19 protein-coding genes are annotated in these 18,888 nt (G+C 59.4%); 7 read left to right on the forward strand and 12 right to left on the reverse strand.

Annotation, left to right across the window (positions count from 1 at the left end):
• The first annotated feature begins 89 nt into the window (after window positions 1–89).
• The gene (locus ACR1XY_RS13730) at window positions 90–1,667 is read left to right on the forward strand and encodes a gamma-glutamyltransferase family protein (protein WP_480593999.1); all 1,578 of its coding nucleotides are present in this window, start codon (window positions 90–92) and stop codon (window positions 1,665–1,667) included.
• 25 nt (window positions 1,668–1,692) lie between these two features.
• Here ACR1XY_RS13730 and hspQ read toward each other — a convergent pair whose 3' ends face one another.
• Window positions 1,693–2,019 carry a heat shock protein HspQ gene (gene hspQ, locus ACR1XY_RS13735; RefSeq protein WP_170328114.1) on the reverse strand — a complete coding sequence of 109 codons (327 nt, stop codon included), beginning with the start codon at window positions 2,017–2,019 and terminating at the stop codon, window positions 1,693–1,695.
• 264 nt (window positions 2,020–2,283) lie between these two features.
• Between hspQ and ACR1XY_RS13740 the strand changes: the two genes are divergently transcribed.
• Entirely contained in the window at window positions 2,284–2,865 is a 582-nt protein-coding gene (locus ACR1XY_RS13740) for a transglycosylase SLT domain-containing protein (protein WP_480594001.1), read from the forward strand.
• Window positions 2,866–2,877: 12 nt separating this feature from the next.
• On the opposite strand, the gene ACR1XY_RS13745 is transcribed toward ACR1XY_RS13740, so the two are convergent.
• The 4 genes from ACR1XY_RS13745 to ACR1XY_RS13760 form a co-directional block, all read right to left on the reverse strand.
• Entirely contained in the window at window positions 2,878–3,480 is a 603-nt protein-coding gene (locus tag ACR1XY_RS13745) for a LolA family protein (RefSeq protein WP_480594003.1), read from the reverse strand.
• Window positions 3,481–3,519: 39 nt separating this feature from the next.
• Window positions 3,520–6,417, reverse strand: a complete 2,898-nt coding sequence (locus tag ACR1XY_RS13750; RefSeq protein ID WP_480594005.1) for a DNA translocase FtsK — start codon at window positions 6,415–6,417, stop codon at window positions 3,520–3,522.
• 14 nt (window positions 6,418–6,431) lie between these two features.
• Entirely contained in the window at window positions 6,432–7,613 is a 1,182-nt protein-coding gene (locus ACR1XY_RS13755) for an aminotransferase class I/II-fold pyridoxal phosphate-dependent enzyme (protein WP_480594006.1), read from the reverse strand.
• A gap of 109 nt (window positions 7,614–7,722) precedes the next feature.
• Complete coding sequence (locus ACR1XY_RS13760; protein WP_480594008.1) at window positions 7,723–9,051, reverse strand: amidase; 1,329 nt, start codon at window positions 9,049–9,051, stop codon at window positions 7,723–7,725.
• A 54-nt stretch (window positions 9,052–9,105) separates the two neighbouring features.
• On the opposite strand from ACR1XY_RS13760, the gene ACR1XY_RS13765 reads away from it, so the two are divergent.
• On the forward strand, window positions 9,106–10,368 hold the full coding sequence (locus ACR1XY_RS13765; protein ID WP_480594010.1) for an FAD-dependent monooxygenase: 1,263 nt from the start codon (window positions 9,106–9,108) through the stop codon (window positions 10,366–10,368).
• Here ACR1XY_RS13765 and ACR1XY_RS13770 read toward each other — a convergent pair.
• The 4 genes from ACR1XY_RS13770 to ACR1XY_RS13785 all read right to left on the reverse strand — a co-directional run bounded on the left by ACR1XY_RS13770 (window position 10,365) and on the right by ACR1XY_RS13785 (window position 12,998).
• Window positions 10,365–10,550, reverse strand: coding sequence for a Trm112 family protein (locus ACR1XY_RS13770; protein ID WP_480594012.1), 186 nt, complete (start codon window positions 10,548–10,550; stop codon window positions 10,365–10,367). The two genes, ACR1XY_RS13765 and ACR1XY_RS13770, sit on opposite strands and share 4 nt — an antisense overlap.
• The gene (locus tag ACR1XY_RS13775) at window positions 10,547–11,188 is read right to left on the reverse strand and encodes an LON peptidase substrate-binding domain-containing protein (protein WP_480594013.1); all 642 of its coding nucleotides are present in this window, start codon (window positions 11,186–11,188) and stop codon (window positions 10,547–10,549) included. The genes ACR1XY_RS13770 and ACR1XY_RS13775 overlap by 4 nt, the downstream gene beginning before the upstream one ends.
• A 27-nt stretch (window positions 11,189–11,215) precedes the next feature.
• Window positions 11,216–12,133 carry a thioredoxin gene (gene trxA, locus ACR1XY_RS13780; protein ID WP_480594014.1) on the reverse strand — a complete coding sequence of 306 codons (918 nt, stop codon included), beginning with the start codon at window positions 12,131–12,133 and terminating at the stop codon, window positions 11,216–11,218.
• A gap of 76 nt (window positions 12,134–12,209) precedes the next feature.
• Window positions 12,210–12,998 carry an exodeoxyribonuclease III gene (locus ACR1XY_RS13785; RefSeq protein WP_480594016.1) on the reverse strand — a complete coding sequence of 263 codons (789 nt, stop codon included), beginning with the start codon at window positions 12,996–12,998 and terminating at the stop codon, window positions 12,210–12,212.
• Between the two features lie 223 nt (window positions 12,999–13,221).
• On the opposite strand from ACR1XY_RS13785, the gene ACR1XY_RS13790 reads away from it, so the two are divergent.
• Window positions 13,222–13,677, forward strand: coding sequence for a hypothetical protein (locus ACR1XY_RS13790; RefSeq protein ID WP_480594018.1), 456 nt, complete (start codon window positions 13,222–13,224; stop codon window positions 13,675–13,677).
• A 178-nt stretch (window positions 13,678–13,855) separates the two neighbouring features.
• On the opposite strand, the gene ACR1XY_RS13795 is transcribed toward ACR1XY_RS13790, so the two are convergent.
• Complete coding sequence (locus tag ACR1XY_RS13795; RefSeq protein WP_170328103.1) at window positions 13,856–14,542, reverse strand: response regulator transcription factor; 687 nt, start codon at window positions 14,540–14,542, stop codon at window positions 13,856–13,858.
• Between the two features lie 161 nt (window positions 14,543–14,703).
• Between ACR1XY_RS13795 and ribA the strand changes: the two genes are divergently transcribed.
• Both ribA and ACR1XY_RS13805 read left to right on the forward strand, forming a co-directional pair.
• Window positions 14,704–15,798: a GTP cyclohydrolase II gene (ribA, locus tag ACR1XY_RS13800; RefSeq protein WP_480594019.1), complete on the forward strand. Its 1,095-nt coding sequence runs from the start codon at window positions 14,704–14,706 to the stop codon at window positions 15,796–15,798.
• Window positions 15,795–16,295: a L,D-transpeptidase family protein gene (locus ACR1XY_RS13805; RefSeq protein WP_480594021.1), complete on the forward strand. Its 501-nt coding sequence runs from the start codon at window positions 15,795–15,797 to the stop codon at window positions 16,293–16,295. The genes ribA and ACR1XY_RS13805 overlap by 4 nt, the downstream gene beginning before the upstream one ends.
• On the opposite strand, the gene ACR1XY_RS13810 is transcribed toward ACR1XY_RS13805, so the two are convergent.
• Together ACR1XY_RS13810 and ACR1XY_RS13815 are read right to left on the reverse strand one after the other, a co-directional pair.
• The gene (locus ACR1XY_RS13810; RefSeq protein WP_480594023.1) at window positions 16,279–16,938 is read right to left on the reverse strand and encodes a YggS family pyridoxal phosphate-dependent enzyme; all 660 of its coding nucleotides are present in this window, start codon (window positions 16,936–16,938) and stop codon (window positions 16,279–16,281) included. The two genes, ACR1XY_RS13805 and ACR1XY_RS13810, sit on opposite strands and share 17 nt — an antisense overlap.
• 103 nt (window positions 16,939–17,041) lie before the next feature.
• Window positions 17,042–18,100 carry a porin gene (locus ACR1XY_RS13815; RefSeq protein ID WP_480594025.1) on the reverse strand — a complete coding sequence of 353 codons (1,059 nt, stop codon included), beginning with the start codon at window positions 18,098–18,100 and terminating at the stop codon, window positions 17,042–17,044.
• A gap of 283 nt (window positions 18,101–18,383) precedes the next feature.
• Here ACR1XY_RS13815 and ACR1XY_RS13820 point away from each other — a divergent pair, with 283 nt between their 5' ends.
• Window positions 18,384–18,869 carry a DUF3576 domain-containing protein gene (locus ACR1XY_RS13820; RefSeq protein ID WP_480594027.1) on the forward strand — a complete coding sequence of 162 codons (486 nt, stop codon included), beginning with the start codon at window positions 18,384–18,386 and terminating at the stop codon, window positions 18,867–18,869.
• The last annotated feature ends 19 nt before the right edge of the window (window positions 18,870–18,888 follow it).

Below are 18,888 nucleotides of genomic sequence, written 5' to 3' on the forward strand. Positions count from 1 at the left end.
GAACGGCGCCGAGGAACTTCTCCCCCATGTGACTGGACAACCTCTGACCGCGCGATATCTTCGGCGCGTTCAAAGCGGGGAAACGCACCATGCGGGATTTTCACACTCCGGGCCGGTCCGAAGTTCTGGCGACCGAAGGAATGTGCGCCACGTCGCACCCTCTGGCCGCGAAAGTGGCCGTGGATGTTCTTGCACAGGACGGAAACGCGATGGATGCGGCCATTGCCGGAGCGGTCCTGCTGGGCATTTGCGAACCTCAAATGACCGGGTTGGGGGGCGACTGTTTTGTCCTATACAACCGGGCCGGAGAGGATGATGTTCGCGCCCTGAACGGTTCGGGCCGTGCGCCTGCCGCAACCGATGCAGAGAAACTGCGGGCGCAAGGATTGACTGCGGTACCCCTGAATACCCCGGATGCTGTAACCATCCCCGGCGCTGTAGATGCGTTCTGCCACTTGGCGGAAACCGAGGGCAAGCTGGGGCTGGATGTCATCCTGCAACCCGCCATTCACTATGCCGAGACAGGTGTACCGGTTGCGCCAAGGGTTGCTTTTGACTGGGCGGTCGGGGCGGCCACCCTGCAAGGGGCGGCGCGGGCGCATTATCTGGTCAATGACAAGGCACCAGGGATTGGGCAGGTTTTCCAATCCCCCGGTCAGGCCGAGGTCCTGCGCCGGATTGCCCGGAACGGGCGGGACGCATTTTATTCCGGCGACATTGCCGAGGATATGCTCGCCGTGCTGGCTCAACGGGGTGGTACCCATACGGTTGAGGATTTTCTTGCCAATGCCTGTACCGAGACCCAACCTGTCAGCGGCTTGTATAACGGGCTGGAACTGGTCGAGCACCCGCCCAATGGTCAGGGCGCCACTGCAATTTTGCTGCTGAACATACTCAAGAATTTCGACCTCGCCAGCCTCGACCCGTTCGGGGCCGAACGTCTGCATATCGAAGCTGAAGCCTCAAAACTGGCCTATGACGCCCGCAACCGGTTTATTGCCGATCCCGATCACACAATGCACGCGGATCGATTTCTGGATCAGGACGTGGCCGATAGGCTGGCCGCGCTGATCGACCCAAAGCGCGCAATGCCTGCTGCGGCCCCGCTGACCGAAGCCATTCACAAAGACACCGTCTATATCACAGTGGTGGACCGAGACAGGATGGCGGTCTCGTTGATCTATTCCATCTTCCACAGCTTCGGCTCGGGGATCGCATCCGAAAAATATGGCATTCTGCTGCAAAACCGCGGGGCTGGCTTTACACTGCAAGCAGGTCACCCCAATGAGTTGAGCGGCGGCAAACGCCCTATGCACACCATCATTCCCGGGATTCTGAAACAAAATGGCCGGATTCTGATGCCGTTTGGAGTGATGGGCGGCGCCTACCAGCCCACCGGTCACGCCCGGTTCATGTCAAACCTGACCGACCACGAACTGGCCATGCAAACCAGCATCGATGCGCCGCGTGCTTTTGCGCACAACGGTGTATTGAAGCTGGAACGCGATATTTCGCCCAAAGTGGCTCAACAATTGTGTGAATTGGGCCACACTGTTGAAGTACCGGAATCGCCGCTGGGCGGAGCACAAGCCATTCGAATCTGTGAAAATGGCGTTCTGATGGGCGCAAGTGACCCGCGGAAAGACGGTTGCGCGCTCGGGTTTTGACCGGCGAACGCGCTGCCAAAGGGACTCAGTTCAGATGGAAATGAAGCGGATAGGACCCGTTTTCGAACGGACCGAACATGTCGGGGATATCCGGGTGCTCAACCGGTTCGCCGGACTGGTCCGCAACCAGATTTTGTTCTGAAACATAAGCAACATAGAAGGATTGGTCGTTTTCCGCCAACAGGTGATAAAACGGCTGATCCTTGATTGGGCGGCTGTCTTCGGGAATGGCCTGATACCACTCTTCGGTATTCGAAAACTCTGCATCCACGTCAAAAATCACCCCGCGGAAGGGATGTTTCTTGTGACGGACCACCTGACCCAGGCGGTACTTGGCATGTGTCTTCAGCATTGTTTCTGCCCCCATTGAACTTACTACCTGTTTCCGGGCTGAAAAGCCAATCATTGATCCGAAATCAAAGGAAACAGTCTGTGAACCACTTGCTGACAGTGCTCTAAATTGCGGCCCGATTCTTTCTGTTGGCCGACGGGGATCATGACCACAATATTTCTGTCCGCAGGCGCATTACATCTAATTCGAGCTAACGTTCCGCAACGATTGTGATTTCCTAAAAGTTCAATCTGCGCTAGAATAAAAGAAAAAGGCACGAGGCACATGAGCAGAATTCTTATCGTACTCTTCGGGGTGCTGTTTCTGGCATCCTGTGGGGGTGGCTCTAAACAGCCGCCCAGCAAACTGAATGACGCGTGCAGCATTGCGCGCGAACGGCCCGAATTCATGAAGGCCTTCAAAAGCACCGAACGGAAATGGGGCGTTCCGGTCCATGTACAGATGGCGACGATCTATCAGGAAAGCCGCTATAAGCACGATGCCCGCACACCGCACCAATACGTTCTGGGTGTGATCCCAATGGGTCGCCAAAGCAGCGCCTATGGATTCAGCCAGGCACTGGACGGAACCTGGGAGCAATACCAAAAAGAAACTGGGAAACGCCGTGCCAAGCGGGATCGCATCCGCGATGCGTCGGATTTCATCGGCTGGTACATGAACAAAAGCTACGAGCGGAACGGCATTCACCCCAGCGACACGCGCAACCAGTACCTTGCTTATCACGAGGGCCATACCGGTTACGCCCGCGGCAGCCATTACAGCAAGACCTGGCTGTTGAACGTCGCCAATGACGTGGATGCGCGCGCCAAGCTTTATCAGGCGCAACTGTCCGGTTGCCGTTATTGACAGGCTAGCGGGTCAGCGATTGCCTGACCCGCTTCTTTTCGATTTCGAGAACAGATCGTGGCTCAGGCTTTTGCCCGTATCCAGTTGCCCCAGCAGAACGGTTGTCTGGGTGCCTGCGTTGTCATGTATGACCCATTTGCGCAGCTCGATCGGATTATCTGTGAACATAAGTTCGATTCGACCGGACTCGGGGTTTTTCGGGTCCTGAGCGGTCACGACTGTGGCCGTGCCGTCGAAATCATGAGCCACGACCATATTTGCCTGACCCAGATTCACGTTCCGCGCCAGAACCAGCGACAAAGGCGTGCGCTTCAGCGGGTATTGCTCGGGCGGCTGGTTCGACTTCGGGTCAAAAATCTGCACCGTACCCGTGTTGGCCAGAACAACCGCGCTGTTAGGCGGATCATATTCGAACCGCATCTTGCCGGGCCGCTGCAACCACAGCTTGCCGGTGCTCAGCGAGCCATCTTCGTTGACCTGTGTGAATGTGGTCTGAACAGTTTTCAGGCCGTTCAGATAGTTGGAAATCTGCGACAGCGGCAGTTTATCGGCCGCCCAGGCGGCAGGTGCGGCCAGGGTCAGGGCAAGGGTAAGGGCAAAAGCGATCTGTTTCATGCGTCACAGATATGCGCTCTGCCCTTGTTATTAAATATCCTACTGCTCGGGGACGAGGATTTCCCGCTTACCGACGTGATTTGCCGCCGAAACAACGCCTTCGTCTTCCATCTGCTCAACCAAACGCGCGGCCTTATTGTAGCCGATGGCAAGTTTCCGCTGGATGTATGAGGTCGAGCATTTGCGATCCTTGATCACAATCGCCACCGCTTGATCATAGAGCGCATCCTCACCATTGGTGTTGCCACCAGTGTTTAGCCCCAGAACCGCGTCGATATTGTCGGCCTTTTCTTCGGCCGGGCCATCGACCACACCACTCATGTAATCCGGCGGACCGAACTGTTTCAGGTGGTTGACGATTTCTTCGACCTCTTCATCCGACACAAACGGCCCGTGGCAACGGGTAATCTTGGCACCGCCTGCCATATACAGCATATCACCTTGCCCCAGCAGTTGCTCGGCACCCATTTCTCCCAGAATGGTGCGGCTGTCGACTTTCGAGGTCACCTGGAACGAAATCCGGGTCGGGAAGTTCGCCTTGATCGTACCGGTGATCACATCGACCGAGGGGCGCTGCGTGGCCATGATCAGGTGAATGCCCGAAGCCCGCGCCATCTGCGCCAGACGCTGAATGCAGGCTTCGATTTCTTTGCCCGCGACCATCATCAGGTCGGCCATCTCATCGACGATGACAACGATGTACGGCATCGCCTCGGGGGCGAATTCCTCGGTCTCGAACACCGGCTCGCCGGTTTCATCGTCAAATCCGGTCTGGACCGTGCGGCTGAACATCTCGCCCTTGGAGAGCGCATCCTTAACGCGGCCGTTGTAGCCGGCGATGTTGCGGACGCCCATCTTGGACATCTTGCGATAGCGGTCCTCCATCTCGCCCACGACCCATTTCAGGGCCACAACCGCCTTTTTCGGGTCAGTCACAACGGGCGACAGCAGATGCGGGATGCCATCATAGACAGACAGTTCCAACATCTTTGGGTCGATCATGATCAGTCGGCATTCGTCCGGTGTCAGCTTGTACAACAGCGACAGGATCATCGTGTTGATCGCCACCGACTTACCGGAACCGGTGGTCCCCGCGATCAGAAGGTGAGGCATCTTGGCAAGGTTCGCCACAACGGATTCGCCGCCGATATCCTTACCCAGCGCCAGGGGCAGTGCGTGGTTTCCGTCGCCAAAGTCACGGCTGGCAAGGATCTCGCGCAGAACCACCATTTCACGGTTCTCATTCGGCAATTCGATCCCAATCACGGACCGCCCGGGCAGGGTTGAAACCCGCGCCGACAGGGCAGACATCGACCGGGCGATATCGTCGGCCAGACCGATCACACGGCTGGCTTTCAAACCTGGGGCTGGTTCCAGTTCGTACATGGTAACGACCGGGCCCGGGCGTACGCTGACGATCTCACCCTTGACGCCGTAATCATCCAGAACGTTTTCCAGCATCCGCGCGTTTTCTTCCAATGCCTCATCACTAAGGTGATGGCGCTGAATGCTGGCCGGGTTTGACAAAAGACCCAACGGTGGCAGTTCGAAATCGGAATGCCTGTCCTCAAAAGACAGCGCAGGCTGCGCCTCGGCCCGTGCGCGGCGCGACGGCGGCGGGGTGCGGCGTACGGGTTGCGCCACCACCGGCTTGCGCGGCTCTGCCACCGGGATTTTCATAGCCGGGCGCGGCTGCGGTGCGGATTCGGGAGCATCTTCGAACACGGCCTCGTCTTCAAAATCCTGCTCGGGCGCGAAATCCTCATGCAGCGGTTCCTGCTGCCATTCGGGCACGGGGTCGGCTGTCAGCATCGGCTCGGGAGGCAGACCGGCCAACGTTACCGGCGGTTCAGGTGGCAATTCTTCCCCGCCTCGGGTGTTCAGGATCAACGGGTCCGGACCACGGCCCCGACCCTTGGTCAGCGGCAGGTTCGGATCATGCTCGGGTGCCATCTCGCCAGCGGCGACTTTGCGGTTACGCACGGCGGCGGAGATTTTCGATCGAATTCGATCCTCGCCCGGCATCTCGTCAAAGCCCGCAACGGGTTCGGGATCAACCAGTTCAGGCTCGGGCATCGGCTCGGGGCGGCGGATCAGGCTGGGCATCCGTGCCAACAGGCCCAGCTTGGCAGGCTCGGGCTCATCAAATTCAGGTTCTTCGAAGATCGGTTCGGCATAGGCCGATTCATCATCAAATACCGCTTCGGCGGCCTCAGTGCGGGCAACCTTGCGTTCCTCCCACTGGGCGCGCCGATCGCGGGCCGCGTGCGCTGTGGCCGTGGCCCCACGGCCCAGCAGGTTCATCAGCATGTCGTAAGACATCACCAAACCCAGCAGGAAAGCGCGGAATCCTTTGCGTACATCTGCCCTGGTGAAACCCAGAACAAAAACACCCAACGCCAGCATCCCGGCGGCCATCGCCAGCGACAACAGCTTGACCATGAAATGCGAGGAGATCGGCAGCAAAGTCAGCAACGCCCCCATTACGGTATCACCAAACAGGCCACCCAGACCAAAACTATGGGTCGCGCGCCAGGCCTCACCCGGCACCAGCGTTGCAGCGTAAACCGAAACAATGGCAATCCAGATCGGAGCGAAGATCAGACGCGCGACCGCACGTTCTTCGCCGAAATGCCCGGCAAAACGCACGCCCCAACCGATCAGCACCAGCGCGATGCTCCAGCTGCCCCAGCCGACAATCATGAACAACGGTGCAGCGATCGAGGCCCCAATCCGACCCAACCAGTTCTGCACCGGCGCATCGGTCGACACCATCCAGTTCGGATCATCCGGCGTGTAGGACCAGATCATCGCTGCGGCAGCAAGCCCCAACAGGATCAGGGCGATCCCAATCAACTCCTTGCTGCGCCGCTCAATCGCGGCCTGAGTCGTGCTGTCCAACAATGGATCGCGGTTGCGCGCGTTCAATGATGCCATTTTGCCCTCGTACCTCACGAATAGATGCAGTCGCGGAGCGTGATCAGCCCTTGCTGCAACTCTGTTTTTGGGGCCACCAAAGCGACCCGGATAAATTGCTCGCCCGGGTTTTGCCCCGGATCACCTTGAGAAAGATATGCGCCCGGCAGCACCCGGACACCGGTCTGCTGCCACAGCTTCAATGCAGTTTCTTCGCCGTTTTCGACCGGAAGCCACAGGAAGAACCCGGCCTCGGGCGGCATATACCCCTGAATGCCCGCGAACACCTGATCGGCAATCGCGTATTTTTCCTGATACAGCGCACGGTTTTCAGCGACATGCTCTTCGTCCGCCCAGACCCGAGCTGCAGCGGCCTGCAACGGCAACGGCAGCGGTGCCCCCGCATAATTGCGCAACTGCTTGACCTGTTTAATCGACTCTGGGCCGCCAGCGATCAGACCTGATCGCAATCCGGCCAGATTCGAACGTTTCGACAGCGAATTAAACAACGCAACCCGCTCGGGGTCGGCGCCCAGTTCCTGCGCCACAGTCAGCGCGCCCGTGGGCGCCTCATTGCGGTAAATCTCGGAATAACATTCGTCGGCGAAAATGCGGAAATCGTATTTCTCTGCCAGTTGGATCAGCTCAACCCAATAGTCACGCGAAGCCACAGCCCCCTGCGGGTTTGCAGGCGAACAGATATAGGCCGCGACAGTTCGGTTCAGAACATCCTCGGGCAGTCCCGCATAGTCTGGCAGATGGTCCGTGGCTGCTGTGGCGGGCACAAAAACCGGCTCGGCCCGGACCGAGATCGAAGCGACCATATAGACCTGGTAAAACGGGTTTGGGCACAGGACTACCGGTTTTTGGCCGTTTTTTTCCTCGGGGCACAGCGCCATAGCGGCGTTATACAGGCCCTCGCGCGTACCGTTCAGGGCCATCACGTTGGTGTCTGGGTCCATCTGCACGCCATAACGGCGGCTGATCCAGTCGGTGATTGCACCCCGCAGCTCGGGCGAGCCTTCATTCGGCGGATAGCCCTGAAAACCGGCGGCGTTTTCCATGATCACATCCGTCACCCAAGCCGGAAAGTCATGCATCGGCGCGCCGATGGTCATGTGAATCACCTCTCCGCCCGGCTGGTGGTGGTCCAACAGGGTGCGCAGACGCGGGAATGCGTATTCCGGTAGGTTCGAAAACCGCTCGGGGAAATTCATAACTGCTGCCTCAATATCGGGATCATTTTTGCCCCGTTTTTTTGGCAGATTACAGGCCACACCCCGCTTCGTCCAGACAAAGAGGCGCCGAATCAGGGGATTGTGGCATTCAGGCCAAAGCGGCCTCGGCTGCGGATCCAAGCCTTAACAACGCCTCTTCCGAGCCCGGATAGCCCATCATCATCACCCCGCAGCCGGGCGTTCCGGTGGGCAATGTCAGCGCGGCCAGACCCATCAGATTGCCAATCCGGGTGTTGCGCAGGGCCAGCAGGTTTTCGGCGACATAGTAGTCATGGTCGGTCATCAGCCGGTCCAGATTCGGCGGAAGGATGGGAGCGGTCGGGGCCAGAACCGCGTCAAACCCTGCGGTGGCCGCGTCCCACGCGGCGCGGCTAGCCTTCAGCTTGGACCAGGCGGCGATATAGTCGGGGCCAGAGGCGTTTTTTCCAGCGCGGAAGCGTTCCAGAATCTCCGGGTACATCGCCTCCGGGTTGGCCTCGATCACATCGCGCCACAGGCCATAGGCTTCGGTTGTATAGAGAATGCCAGACAACCCCATCGCCTCGTTCAACTCGGGCACTTCAAGGGGAACAATCTCGGCCCCGGCTTCCCGCAGACGGTCCAGCACGTCCTCGAAGGCCTTGCGCGGTGCGTCCCGCAGATCGTCTTTGGCAACGTTCTGCAGGTCCGCAAATCGGCACCCCTTCAGGTTGGCGCCACGCAGATCAGCCGGGGAACTGCCTTCCAGCAAGGCCAGCAGATGTGCCGCATCCTCGACCGACCGGGCCAGCGGGCCAGCGGTATCGAAGCGCAGGCACAAGGGTACCACCCCTTCCAGACTGACCCGCCCGGTGGTGGTTTTCAGCCCGACCAGATTGTTCCACGCCGCCGGAATGCGCACCGAGCCGCCCGTATCCGAACCGATTCCACCGGCCGCCAAACCCCAGGCCACCGACGCTGCCGCCCCCGAGGATGAGCCGCCGGACACAGCGTCTTCATCATCAATGCACGGCGGGGTTCCTGTGATCGGGTTCAGGCCCAGCCCAGAAAAGGCCAACTCACTCATATGGGTTTTGCCCAGGCAAACGGCGCCCAACGCAGTGGCGTTGCGCAAGACGACCGCGTCCGCTTCGGGCACGCGGCCTTTCAACAGCGCCGATCCGGCCTCGGTCCCGGTTCCAGCCGTATCGAACAGGTCTTTCCAGCTGATCGGCACCCCATCCAGCAGTGACCGGCGCAGGCCCAGCTTGGCGCGCTCTTGCGCGGCCTTGGCTTCGGCGCGGGCGCGGTCGTGGGTAACGCGGGCATAGATCCGCTCGCGGTGATGATGCGCGTCGATGGCAGACAGATAGGTTTCAGTCAGCTCAACCGGATCGATCCGCCCCATACCGATGCCCCGGCCCAGATCACACGCCGTCATGGTCAGCCAGTCCTGCATCCCTGCCCCCCTTTGGAAAATCGTGTTCATCGAACGGTAGCGACAGGACCGCACATGGACAATCCCGAAAGGCCGCGCATATTGCGGGGCATGGAACAGAAGACCGAAATCCTGATCGTTGGCGGCGGCCTCAATGGCCCGGCCCTGGCACTGGCTCTGGCGCAGACGGGACATTCCGTCACCGTGATTGACGCACTGGCTGAAAAAGTGCGCAAGAACGCAGCCTTTGACGGGCGCGCCTATGCGCTGGCGCTGGCGTCTCAGCGCCTGTTGGACGTGATCGGGGTATGGGATCACGTGGCCGAACACGCCCAGCCGATGTTGGAGATCAAGGTCACCGACGGGCACGCGGGCACAGGACCGTCGCCCTTTTTCATGCATTTCGACCATGCCGAGATCGAAGAAGGTCCGATGGGCTACATGGTCGAGGATCGCCACCTGCGCCGCGCTTTTCTGGACGCCATGGCCAGGGAAAAGGGCATCACCCAGATCAGCGGCCGGATGGTCATAGCGCAAGAGGTCGACGCGACCGGCGTAACCCTGACACTGGACGATGACAGTACTGTTACTGGCCGCCTGCTGGTCGGCTGCGACGGGCGCCGTAGCGGTACCGCCTCGCGCGCCGGCATAAAGCGCAGCGGGTGGGATTACGGCCAGACCGCACTGGTCTGCGCCATCGAACACGACCTGCCCCATCACGGTATCGCACACCAGTTCTTTATGCCCCCCGGCCCGCTGGCCATCTTACCGTTGACCGGCAACCGCAGCTCGATCGTCTGGAGCGAACGGACTGAAACCGCACAGCGCATCGACGCCCTGCCCGAGGCCGAATATCTGCAGGTTCTGCGCCCACGGTTCGGAGATTTTCTAGGAGATATACGCCTGCAGGGAGACAGGTTCACCTACCCGCTCAACCTGACCATCGCCAATTCATTCATTGGCGACCGCTTAGCTCTGGTCGGAGACGCGGCACACGGCATGCATCCTATCGCCGGTCAGGGTCTGAACGCCGGGCTCCGCGACGTAGGCGCGCTGGCCGAGGTGCTGACGCTGGCGGGGCGGCGCGGTGAGGATATCGGCTCGGTCCAGGTACTGGAACGCTATCAGGAATGGCGCCGCTTCGACACGGCCGCGCTGGCCATGGCGACGGATGTGTTCAACAAGCTGTTCTCCAACGACAACCCGCTGCTGCGTGCTGGGCGCGATATCGGGATGGGGATCGTCGGGTCTCTGCCCGGATTGCGTCGCGGCTTCGTGCGCGAGGCCGCCGGACTGACCGGAGACCTGCCGAAACTGCTGCAAGGTCGCTCAATTTAGTCGAGCGTACGCGCCTCGTCGACCAGCATCACCGGAATCCCATTTCGTATCGGAAAGGCCAGATTGGCGGCCTTCGAGATCAGCTCTTGCTTTTCAGCGTCGTATTGCAGCGTGGTGTGCGTCTGCGGGCAGATCAGCGCCTCAAGCATGTGGCGATCAAAGGGGGGTTCGGGGTCGGTCATTGCAGTTTTTCCTCGTTCGTTCCGCCGCGCATGGCGAATTCTATCAATGTCACCAAAGTCTCGCGCCGGGTGCGCAGGCACGGGGCCTCAAGCAGTGCCTGTTTCTCTTCGGGATCGAAATCCAGCAGCATCGACAATGAATTCACCAGCAGCTCATCATCGGCGTCTTTCAACGTATCCCAATCCGTCGACAGCTGACGCGAGGCAAAGAAACGTTCCAGCAGGCAAAGAAACTGCGAACGATCAAAGCCTTCGTCCAGCTCGGCCTTTCCCAGATCGCGGTCAAACCCGCCCCATGACACGGCGCAGCGCCGATAAGGTGTAAAGGCGTCCAGCTCCGACGTGATGCGAAACCGGGAAATACCGGTCAGCGTGATCAGATAACGGCCATCCTCGGTTTCTGAAAACTGCGTCACCCGCCCGGCGCAGCCGATCCGGTGCAGTTTGTCTTCATTGCTCTGACAGGGGTTCGGCTGCACCATGCCAATCAGACGTTCCTGCGTTTTCAGCGCATCGTCCAACATTTGCAGATAGCGCGGCTCGAATATATGCAGCGGCAGGCGAGAACGGGGCAGCAACAGCGCCCCGGGCAATGGAAAAACGGATACCGTTTCCGGCAGATCAGCGGGATGCATCATGTATCCGAGTGTAGCCCTGATCCCGAATTAGGCAAATATCATCGAGCTGAGCTTGCGGCGACCGTTCAGAACAATCGGATCATTGGGCTTGAGCGCGTCAAAAACGGTAAACAGTTGCGCTTTGGCGGCGCCGTCATTCCATTCACGGTCGCGTCGGAACAGCTCCAACAGCTGCGCAACGGCCTCCTCCACATCGCCATTGGCGTGCAGTGCCTGCGCCAGATCGAACCGTGCCTGATGGTTGTCGGGCTCTGCCTCAACCGTAGTGGTCAACTCGGCCACGGGGCCGGCATCTGCGGCCTGCTTGGCCAGCTCCAATTGCGCGTGGGCGGCTTCCAGCTCGGCAGCGGTGGAAATCTCGGCTGGTGCACCGTTCAGGATTGCCTCGGCCTGTTCCAGATCACCGGCCGCGATATGCGCGCGCACCAGCCCGCCATAGGCCCTGGCATTGTTCGGATCTTCGCCCAAAATGGCAGCAAAAGTCTGAGCCGCGTCAGTGGCCGCGCCTTCTGCCAGCATTTCTTCGGCGGCCTGAATGGCGTCGTCCAGTTGCCCGCCGGGGCTTTCACCGCCCGCGGCCTCGATCACACGGTCGACAAACGCCTTGATCTCGGACCCCGGCACTGCACCCTGAAACCCGTCTACGGGCTGGCCCTTGAAGAACGCGTACACGGTCGGGATCGACTGGATGCGCAGTTGCGCGGCGATCGTCTGCGCCTCGTCCACGTTGATCTTGACCATCTTCACCGCACCCTTAGCCGCGGTCACGGCCTCTTCCAGCAGCGGCCCGAGCGTCTTGCAGGGGCCACACCAGGGCGCCCAAAAATCGACGATGACCGGAGTAACCTGAGAGGTTTCGACCACGTCGGCCATGAACGTGGCCTCGGTTCCGTCCTTGATCAGATCAGTTGCCTCGGGGCTGGCAGCAGCGTTCAGAAGGTCCATGGCATTCACTCTCCGGTTCGAACTCGCGCCCTATATGCAACCGCTTGTTGCAGAAACCAAGGGCCGAGTTACGCAATTACAGGTCAAAACTGGCAAAAACAGGGGCGTGGTCGCTGGGCTTCTCCCACCCACGTGCGTCGCGCAGGATACGGCTGGAGTGCCCCGCGTTCGAGATATCGGGCGTGGCCCAGACATGATCCAGCCGCCGCCCCTTGTCGGCCGCGTCCCAATCACGCGCACGATAAGACCACCAGCTATAGAGCTGCCCCTCGGGAATATCCTGGCGGGTGATATCAACCCAGCCGCCCGCATCCTGGGTTTCGGCCAGCGATTCGACTTCGATCGGTGTGTGCGAGACGACCTTGAGCAGTTGTTTGTGCGACCAGACGTCATCCTCACGCGGGGCGATGTTCAGATCGCCGACCAGAATGGATTTTTTCGGCTTTTCCGCATGGAACCAGTCGCGCATATCGGTCAGGTAATCGAGTTTTTGACCGAATTTCTCGTTCTTCTCGCGATCCGGCACATCGCCGCCCGCCGGAACATAGAAATTGTGGATCGTTACACCATTCTCCAACCGCCCTGCGATGTGGCGGGCATGACCGAGACCAGCAAAATCCTTGTCGCCCACCTCCTCCATCGGCAGGCGCGACAGGATGGCGACGCCATTATAACCCTTTTGCCCGCGCGCGATCATGTGGGTGTAGCCTAGCTCCGCAAACCCCTCCGTGGGGATCTTTTCGACCGGAGACTTGCATTCCTGCAGACACAGAACATCCGGCGCCTCTTCCTGCAGCAATTTCAGCACGATGGGCTCGCGCAGGCGGACCGAGTTGATGTTCCAGGTGGCAAGGGTAAAGGGCATGGGGGATTCCTCTGTCGCGGTTGGCGCAGACTAGCGTGGCGTTTCGCCCGGCACCATGGGAAATGACAGAGACAATCATGTTTTGAAACTCGCGCCAAGGTGAGCGCTCTGAACGCAATTTTTCCTTCATGAAGCGTGGATGAATTAACCTTTATGTATTAACGCCCGCATAGAAATCGAAGTCTCCACCCCCAACATCTATGGAAAGAAAATGGAGGAGATCATGACCAGACTTAAGACACTTGGCGCCGCCGCACTTGCCAGCACCTTTGCTTTTGCCACCCTTGCGGCCGCCGAAAACGCACCCGACCTGCGCGGAATCTGGAATGGCACCCACACAGTTGCCGCCCTGCCCAACGAACACAGCGACGGGGCACCGCGTTTCAACCAGTCCGAATGGGTTCTGGAGATAAAAGAACAACAGGACAATGCATTCTGGGGTACCAGCAAATGGAGCCGCATCGGTTCGGATCGTTGGAACGAAGGTCAGGTAACCGGAACAATCAGCCGCGATGGCTCAGGAACGATTGCCATGGTTGAAAGTCACACTGGCGAAAACCGCAAAGTGAACGGTCTTATTGATGCCACCTTTGAAGATGGCAAAATCTATGCCGATTTCCGCAGTCTCCGCAGTGGCATGACCTACGGCACTATCCTGGAGAAAGAAGGAACCAGTTAACCCATTCCCCGAGGTGGCAGATTCGCTTTCTCTTCAACCAATATAAAGAAAAAAGCCGGGCCATCAGGCCCGGCAGTCCAACAGGGAGGTGCATGTCATAACCCGGACATGCGCGGGTTGGGAGCAATCTAATTACACATCCAGAGTATCACTTTGATCCACGTCAATCCACAACCAGTTAAGACACCAGCCTATATCCACCCGATTCTGTGACCAAAAGGCGCGCATTGGACGGATCGGGCTCAATCTTCTGGCGCAGGCGATAGATGTGCGTTTCAAGTGTGTGGGTGGTGACACCGGCGTTATAGCCCCAGACCTCGTGCAACAGCACGTCTCGGGCAACGACGCCATCGGTCGAGCGGTACAGAAACTTGAGAATGTTGGTTTCTTTCTCGGTCAGCCGGATTTTGCGATCGTCTTCGGTGATCAGCATCTTCATCGCAGGCTTGAACGTGTAGGGGCCCAGAACAAACACCGCATCCTCGGACTGTTCATGCTGGCGCAGTTGCGCCCGGATACGGGCCAGCAGGACCGGAAACTTGAATGGCTTGGAAACATAGTCGTTGGCACCCGCATCCAGACCCAGAATGGTATCCGCGTCGCTGTCATGGCCGGTCAGCATCAGGATTGGGCTTTTGACGCCTTGCTTGCGCATCAGGCGGCACAACTCGCGCCCGTCAGTATCCGGCAGGCCGACATCCAGAATGACCAGGTCATAAATCGCTTCGCGCGCACGCTCCATCGCGGATGCTCCGTCATGGGCTTCGAACACGTCGAAGTCCTCGGTCATCACAAGTTGCTCACTAAGCGCCTCGCGCAGGTCTTCGTCGTCATCCACCAGCAGGATTTTCTTGAGCTGAGCCATGTGCGGTCCTCCTAAGCCTTTTCCACCACTTGCGCGCGGAAGATGCAATCAACAAGGTTTGCTGCAATGGTTTCACGCCCTCGTGTCTGAGGCAGAGGAAATGTTTCACATTTCCGTCTTATCAGGCTACAGGGAGGCCGGATGGTTACAGGGTAACACAGATGAGTCTTGTCCCGGATATTTCAGAATTGCTGTCGCGGGCCCGCGCGGATCTGCGTATGGGCGTTCCAGTTGCCCTGACCGATGACAGCGGTTTCAGCGTACTGGCCGTTGCTACCGAGACACTGAGCGCCCAGCGGCTTGCTGATCTGCGCGGCCTTGGCGGCAACCCTGCGGTCGCCGTCACCGTGCGCCGGGCCGAGACGCTGAAGGCGCGGGCCTATGACGGTGATCTGGCCCGGGTGATCATCCCGGCAGATGCGGATATTGGCTGGGTTCAGGCCGTGGCCGATCCATCGGACGATCTGAACGCGCCAATGAAAGGCCCCCTGATGACCGAGCGTCAGGGTAACGCCAACCTGCACCGCATCGCCATCGCCCTGACCAAATCCGCACGCCTGCTACCTGCGGCGGTTGTTCTTCCCATCGAGGATGGGCGCAACTTTGCCGCGACACATGGCCTGACATGCATCGACCACACCCGCGCCGCGCCGCACCTGGCGGATCGCAGCGCACTGCATGAAGTGGTCGCGGCGCGCCTGCCGATGGAAGTCTCCGAGGCAGGACGGTTGCATGTGTTTCGTCCCGAGGACGGCGGTGAAGAGCATTATGCCGTCGAAATCGGTCGCCCGGATCGCGGCAAGCCGGTTCTGGCGCGGCTGCATTCGGCCTGTTTCACTGGTGACCTGATGGGCAGCCTGAAATGCGATTGTGGGCCTCAGTTGCGGGGCGCGCTGGCACAGATGGGCTCGGAAGGAGCCGGGGTGCTGCTGTACCTTAACCAAGAAGGTCGGGGGATAGGTCTGGCCAACAAGATGCGCGCATATTTCCTGCAGGATCAGGGGTTTGACACGGTCGAAGCCAACCACCGGCTAGGCTTTGAAGATGATGAGCGTGATTTTCGCCTGGGCTCGGATATCCTGAAATCGCTGGGATTCAACTCGGTTCGGCTGCTGACCAACAACCCTGCGAAAATCGTCATGATGGAGAAAACCGGGATCGCCGTGACGGAGCGCGTGCCCCTGAAAGTGGGTGAAACAGCCCACAATCGGGGATACCTGGCGACCAAGGCGGCCAAGTCTGGGCACCTGCTGTGACGCCTGACGACCTGGTACTGACCCCGCGCGGCGTGCGGTTTGCCGGCCGGGTCTTTCCCTGTTCGATTGGCAAGGGCGGGTTGGCACGCTCGAAGCGCGAGGGGGATGGTGCGACACCGATGGGTACGCATCACATCGTCGGGATGCTGTACCGGCCGGACCGGATTGCGAAACCAGCTGAGTGGGCGATTCCAATCGGTCCGTGGGACCTGTGGTCGGATGACGTGCGGGACAATCACTATAACCGCCTCGTCTCCGCACCCTATGCCTTCAGCCATGAAAAGCTGCGCCGCGCCGATCCCCTGTATGATCTGGTGCTGATCACCGACTGGAACTGGCCCAATGCCGTGCCCGGCAACGGCTCGGCAATCTTTATTCACCAGTGGCGCCGCCCCGGTTATCCGACCGAGGGCTGCATTGCATTCCGCCGCGACCACCTGCGTTGGATCGCCAGCAAGGTGGCTCTGGGTGCGCGGTTGATTATCCCTCCGGCTTGATCCGCTCACCGAATATGGCGGATCCCACGCGCACATGCGTTGCGCCAAGTGCGATGGCCCGTTCGAAATCTCCGCTCATTCCCATCGACAAGCCCTGAAGACCGTTGCGCTCGGCAATCTTGGCCAGAAGGGCAAAGTGCAGCGAGGGTTCCTCGTCAACCGGTGGAATGCACATCAGGCCCTGAATCGGCAGGTCCAGTTCCCGGCATTCGGCGATAAAGGCGTCCGCGTCGGCAGGCAGGATACCGGCCTTTTGCTCCTCCTCTCCGGTATTGACCTGAATGAACAACTCCGGGCAGGAACCAACCTCCTGCGCCAGCCGAGCCAGTGTCTTGGCCAGCTTGGGCCGATCGACGGAATGGATGGTGCTGAACAAGTCTATCGCCTGCCGGGCCTTGTTGGTTTGCAGCGGTCCTATCAGGTGCAGATCGACATCCGGGTATCGCGCGGTGAAGCCCGGCCATTTGCCTACCGCCTCTTGCACCCGGTTTTCACCGAAACACCGGTGTCCCTGATCCAGAACGGCCTGCACACGCGTGTCCGGTTGCACCTTGGACACCGCGATCAGTTTGACGGATCCCGCGGCCCGCCCCGCGGCAGTTTCGGCTTTGGCGATTCGGACAGTGATTTCTTGCAGCGACATTGGTTTCCTCAATCTGCTTTCCGCGCAGAAAAACACCATGTCGGCACAAAAGAAAAGGGCAGGTCCGAGGACCTGCCCTAAAACCTTCCGGTTTCAGATCAACTTAGAAGTTGAACTGTGCACCGAAGTCAGCTTGGATGCGGCTGTCGTCGCAGATGTCGCAGTCGTTGACGCCGATACCACCGCGCAGCGATGCACCGCCGCCCAGGTCGTAGATGGCACCGATTGCGACTTCTTGTGTGTCAGCGTCGGCATTACCGTCACCGTAGGTGAACAGCAGGGTGGTTGCGGCGCCCAGGTTGTAAGCAGCCGACAGACCCCATGCGGTGCCGTCAGTTGCGTCAACTTCTGTCGCGTCGTCTGCAACAAACAGGGTACCGTTGAAATCACCCCATTCGCCACCCAGGGTCAGAACGGTCAGGCTCGGATCGCTACCACCGCCCGGCAGATCGGTTTGACCATAGGCCACAGCAGCAGTGATGTTGTTGAAGGTGTAAGTTGCGCTTACGTCCCAACGGTCAGCGTCCTGCGGGTTGCCGTTGATGGCCACAGTCTGCTGGTCATACGATGCGCCGAAGGCGAAGTCGCCAACCGCGTACTGGAAGAACACAGCGTTCGAACCCGGGTTGTCGCCCGAAACATAGCTCAGGAAGCTATAGTCAACGCCCGAGTACTGACCTGCGAACAGTTCCAGACCAACTTCGTTACCGTAGTAGTTTGCCAGGTTGTCGAACGAACCGGCGACGTTGCCGGCGTCAACGCGCAGACCACCGTAGATAACCGAGAAACGTGCGCCGTTCAGACGAGCGTTGTTGGCTTCACCGTTGGCCGCGTTTTCGTCGGCTTGCATACGAACACGTGCTTCAAAGCGAACGCCACCGTCGGTTTCGGTGAAACCGTCGATGTTCAGACGGAAGCGCGAAACCAGGATCGCGTCGTCGGTGTCGACAACTGCAGTGTTGGTGGTGGTGATAACACCGGTGTTCACGGCACCGCCAGTGGTGGTGGTGGTACCGGTTACGAAGTTGGTAACAGCACCGGCACGGTCTTCCAGGTAGCCGATACCAAAACGGCCGTAGCCGCTGAAGTTAATTCCGGAGTCAGCCGCTGCGACACCTGCGGTCGCGATCAGAGCGGTCGATGCGAAGAGAACTTTTTTCATCTTGTTTCCCTCGGTTTCAAAAGTTTTTCTACTCGACACATGCCTCAGCACATGTCTCAGCACGGGAACCGTTTCGCTCTTTTTGCCCCTGACACGCAAGCTTGGCATAAATGAATGGATCGCATTGGCATAAAATTGGTGCAAGGATGCCACAGTCGGTTTTGAGGGCCGGAACGGGGCCAAACCCACGCGAATGCGACAATAATAGGGTTGTTGCGGATCGGGTCCTTGTCTAGGAGTAACATCTGACAACGTAGACCAAAGTGAACAGGACCAGTCGACAATGCGCCTGCAGACGATTTTCGGTTTGATCATAGTGACTGCTGCCGTGTCGGCCTGCGGACAGAATCGGGCCACGCCGACCGAGTACAACCCGAATCTGATTGGTGGCAATACCGAAGAGCGCGAGCTTAACGACCCGGAGCGTTCGACCATCTGGGATGTGTTCAACACCGCCAATGCCGAACAAATTACAAATGTGAATCGCTACCTGTGGGCTGCGTCGCTGGATGTGCTGAACTTCCTGCCCGTTCAGGAGGTCGATCCGTTTACCGGCGTGATTGTAACGGGTTACGGCACACCTCCGGGTGGCGGACGCCAATACCGTGCGACCGTTCACATCAGTGACCCGGCGCTGGCGGCGCGCTCTTTGTCAGTGTCGCTGCAGACCAGTGGCGGCGCTCCGGTCAGTGCGGCTACGGCGCGCGCGGTCGAAGATGCGATCCTGTCCCGTGCCCGCCAGCTACGCATCGCGGACAACAAGTTCTAGCAACCCGCCGAAAATCACA

This window comes from Ruegeria sp. AD11(2025) (assembly GCF_056542405.1).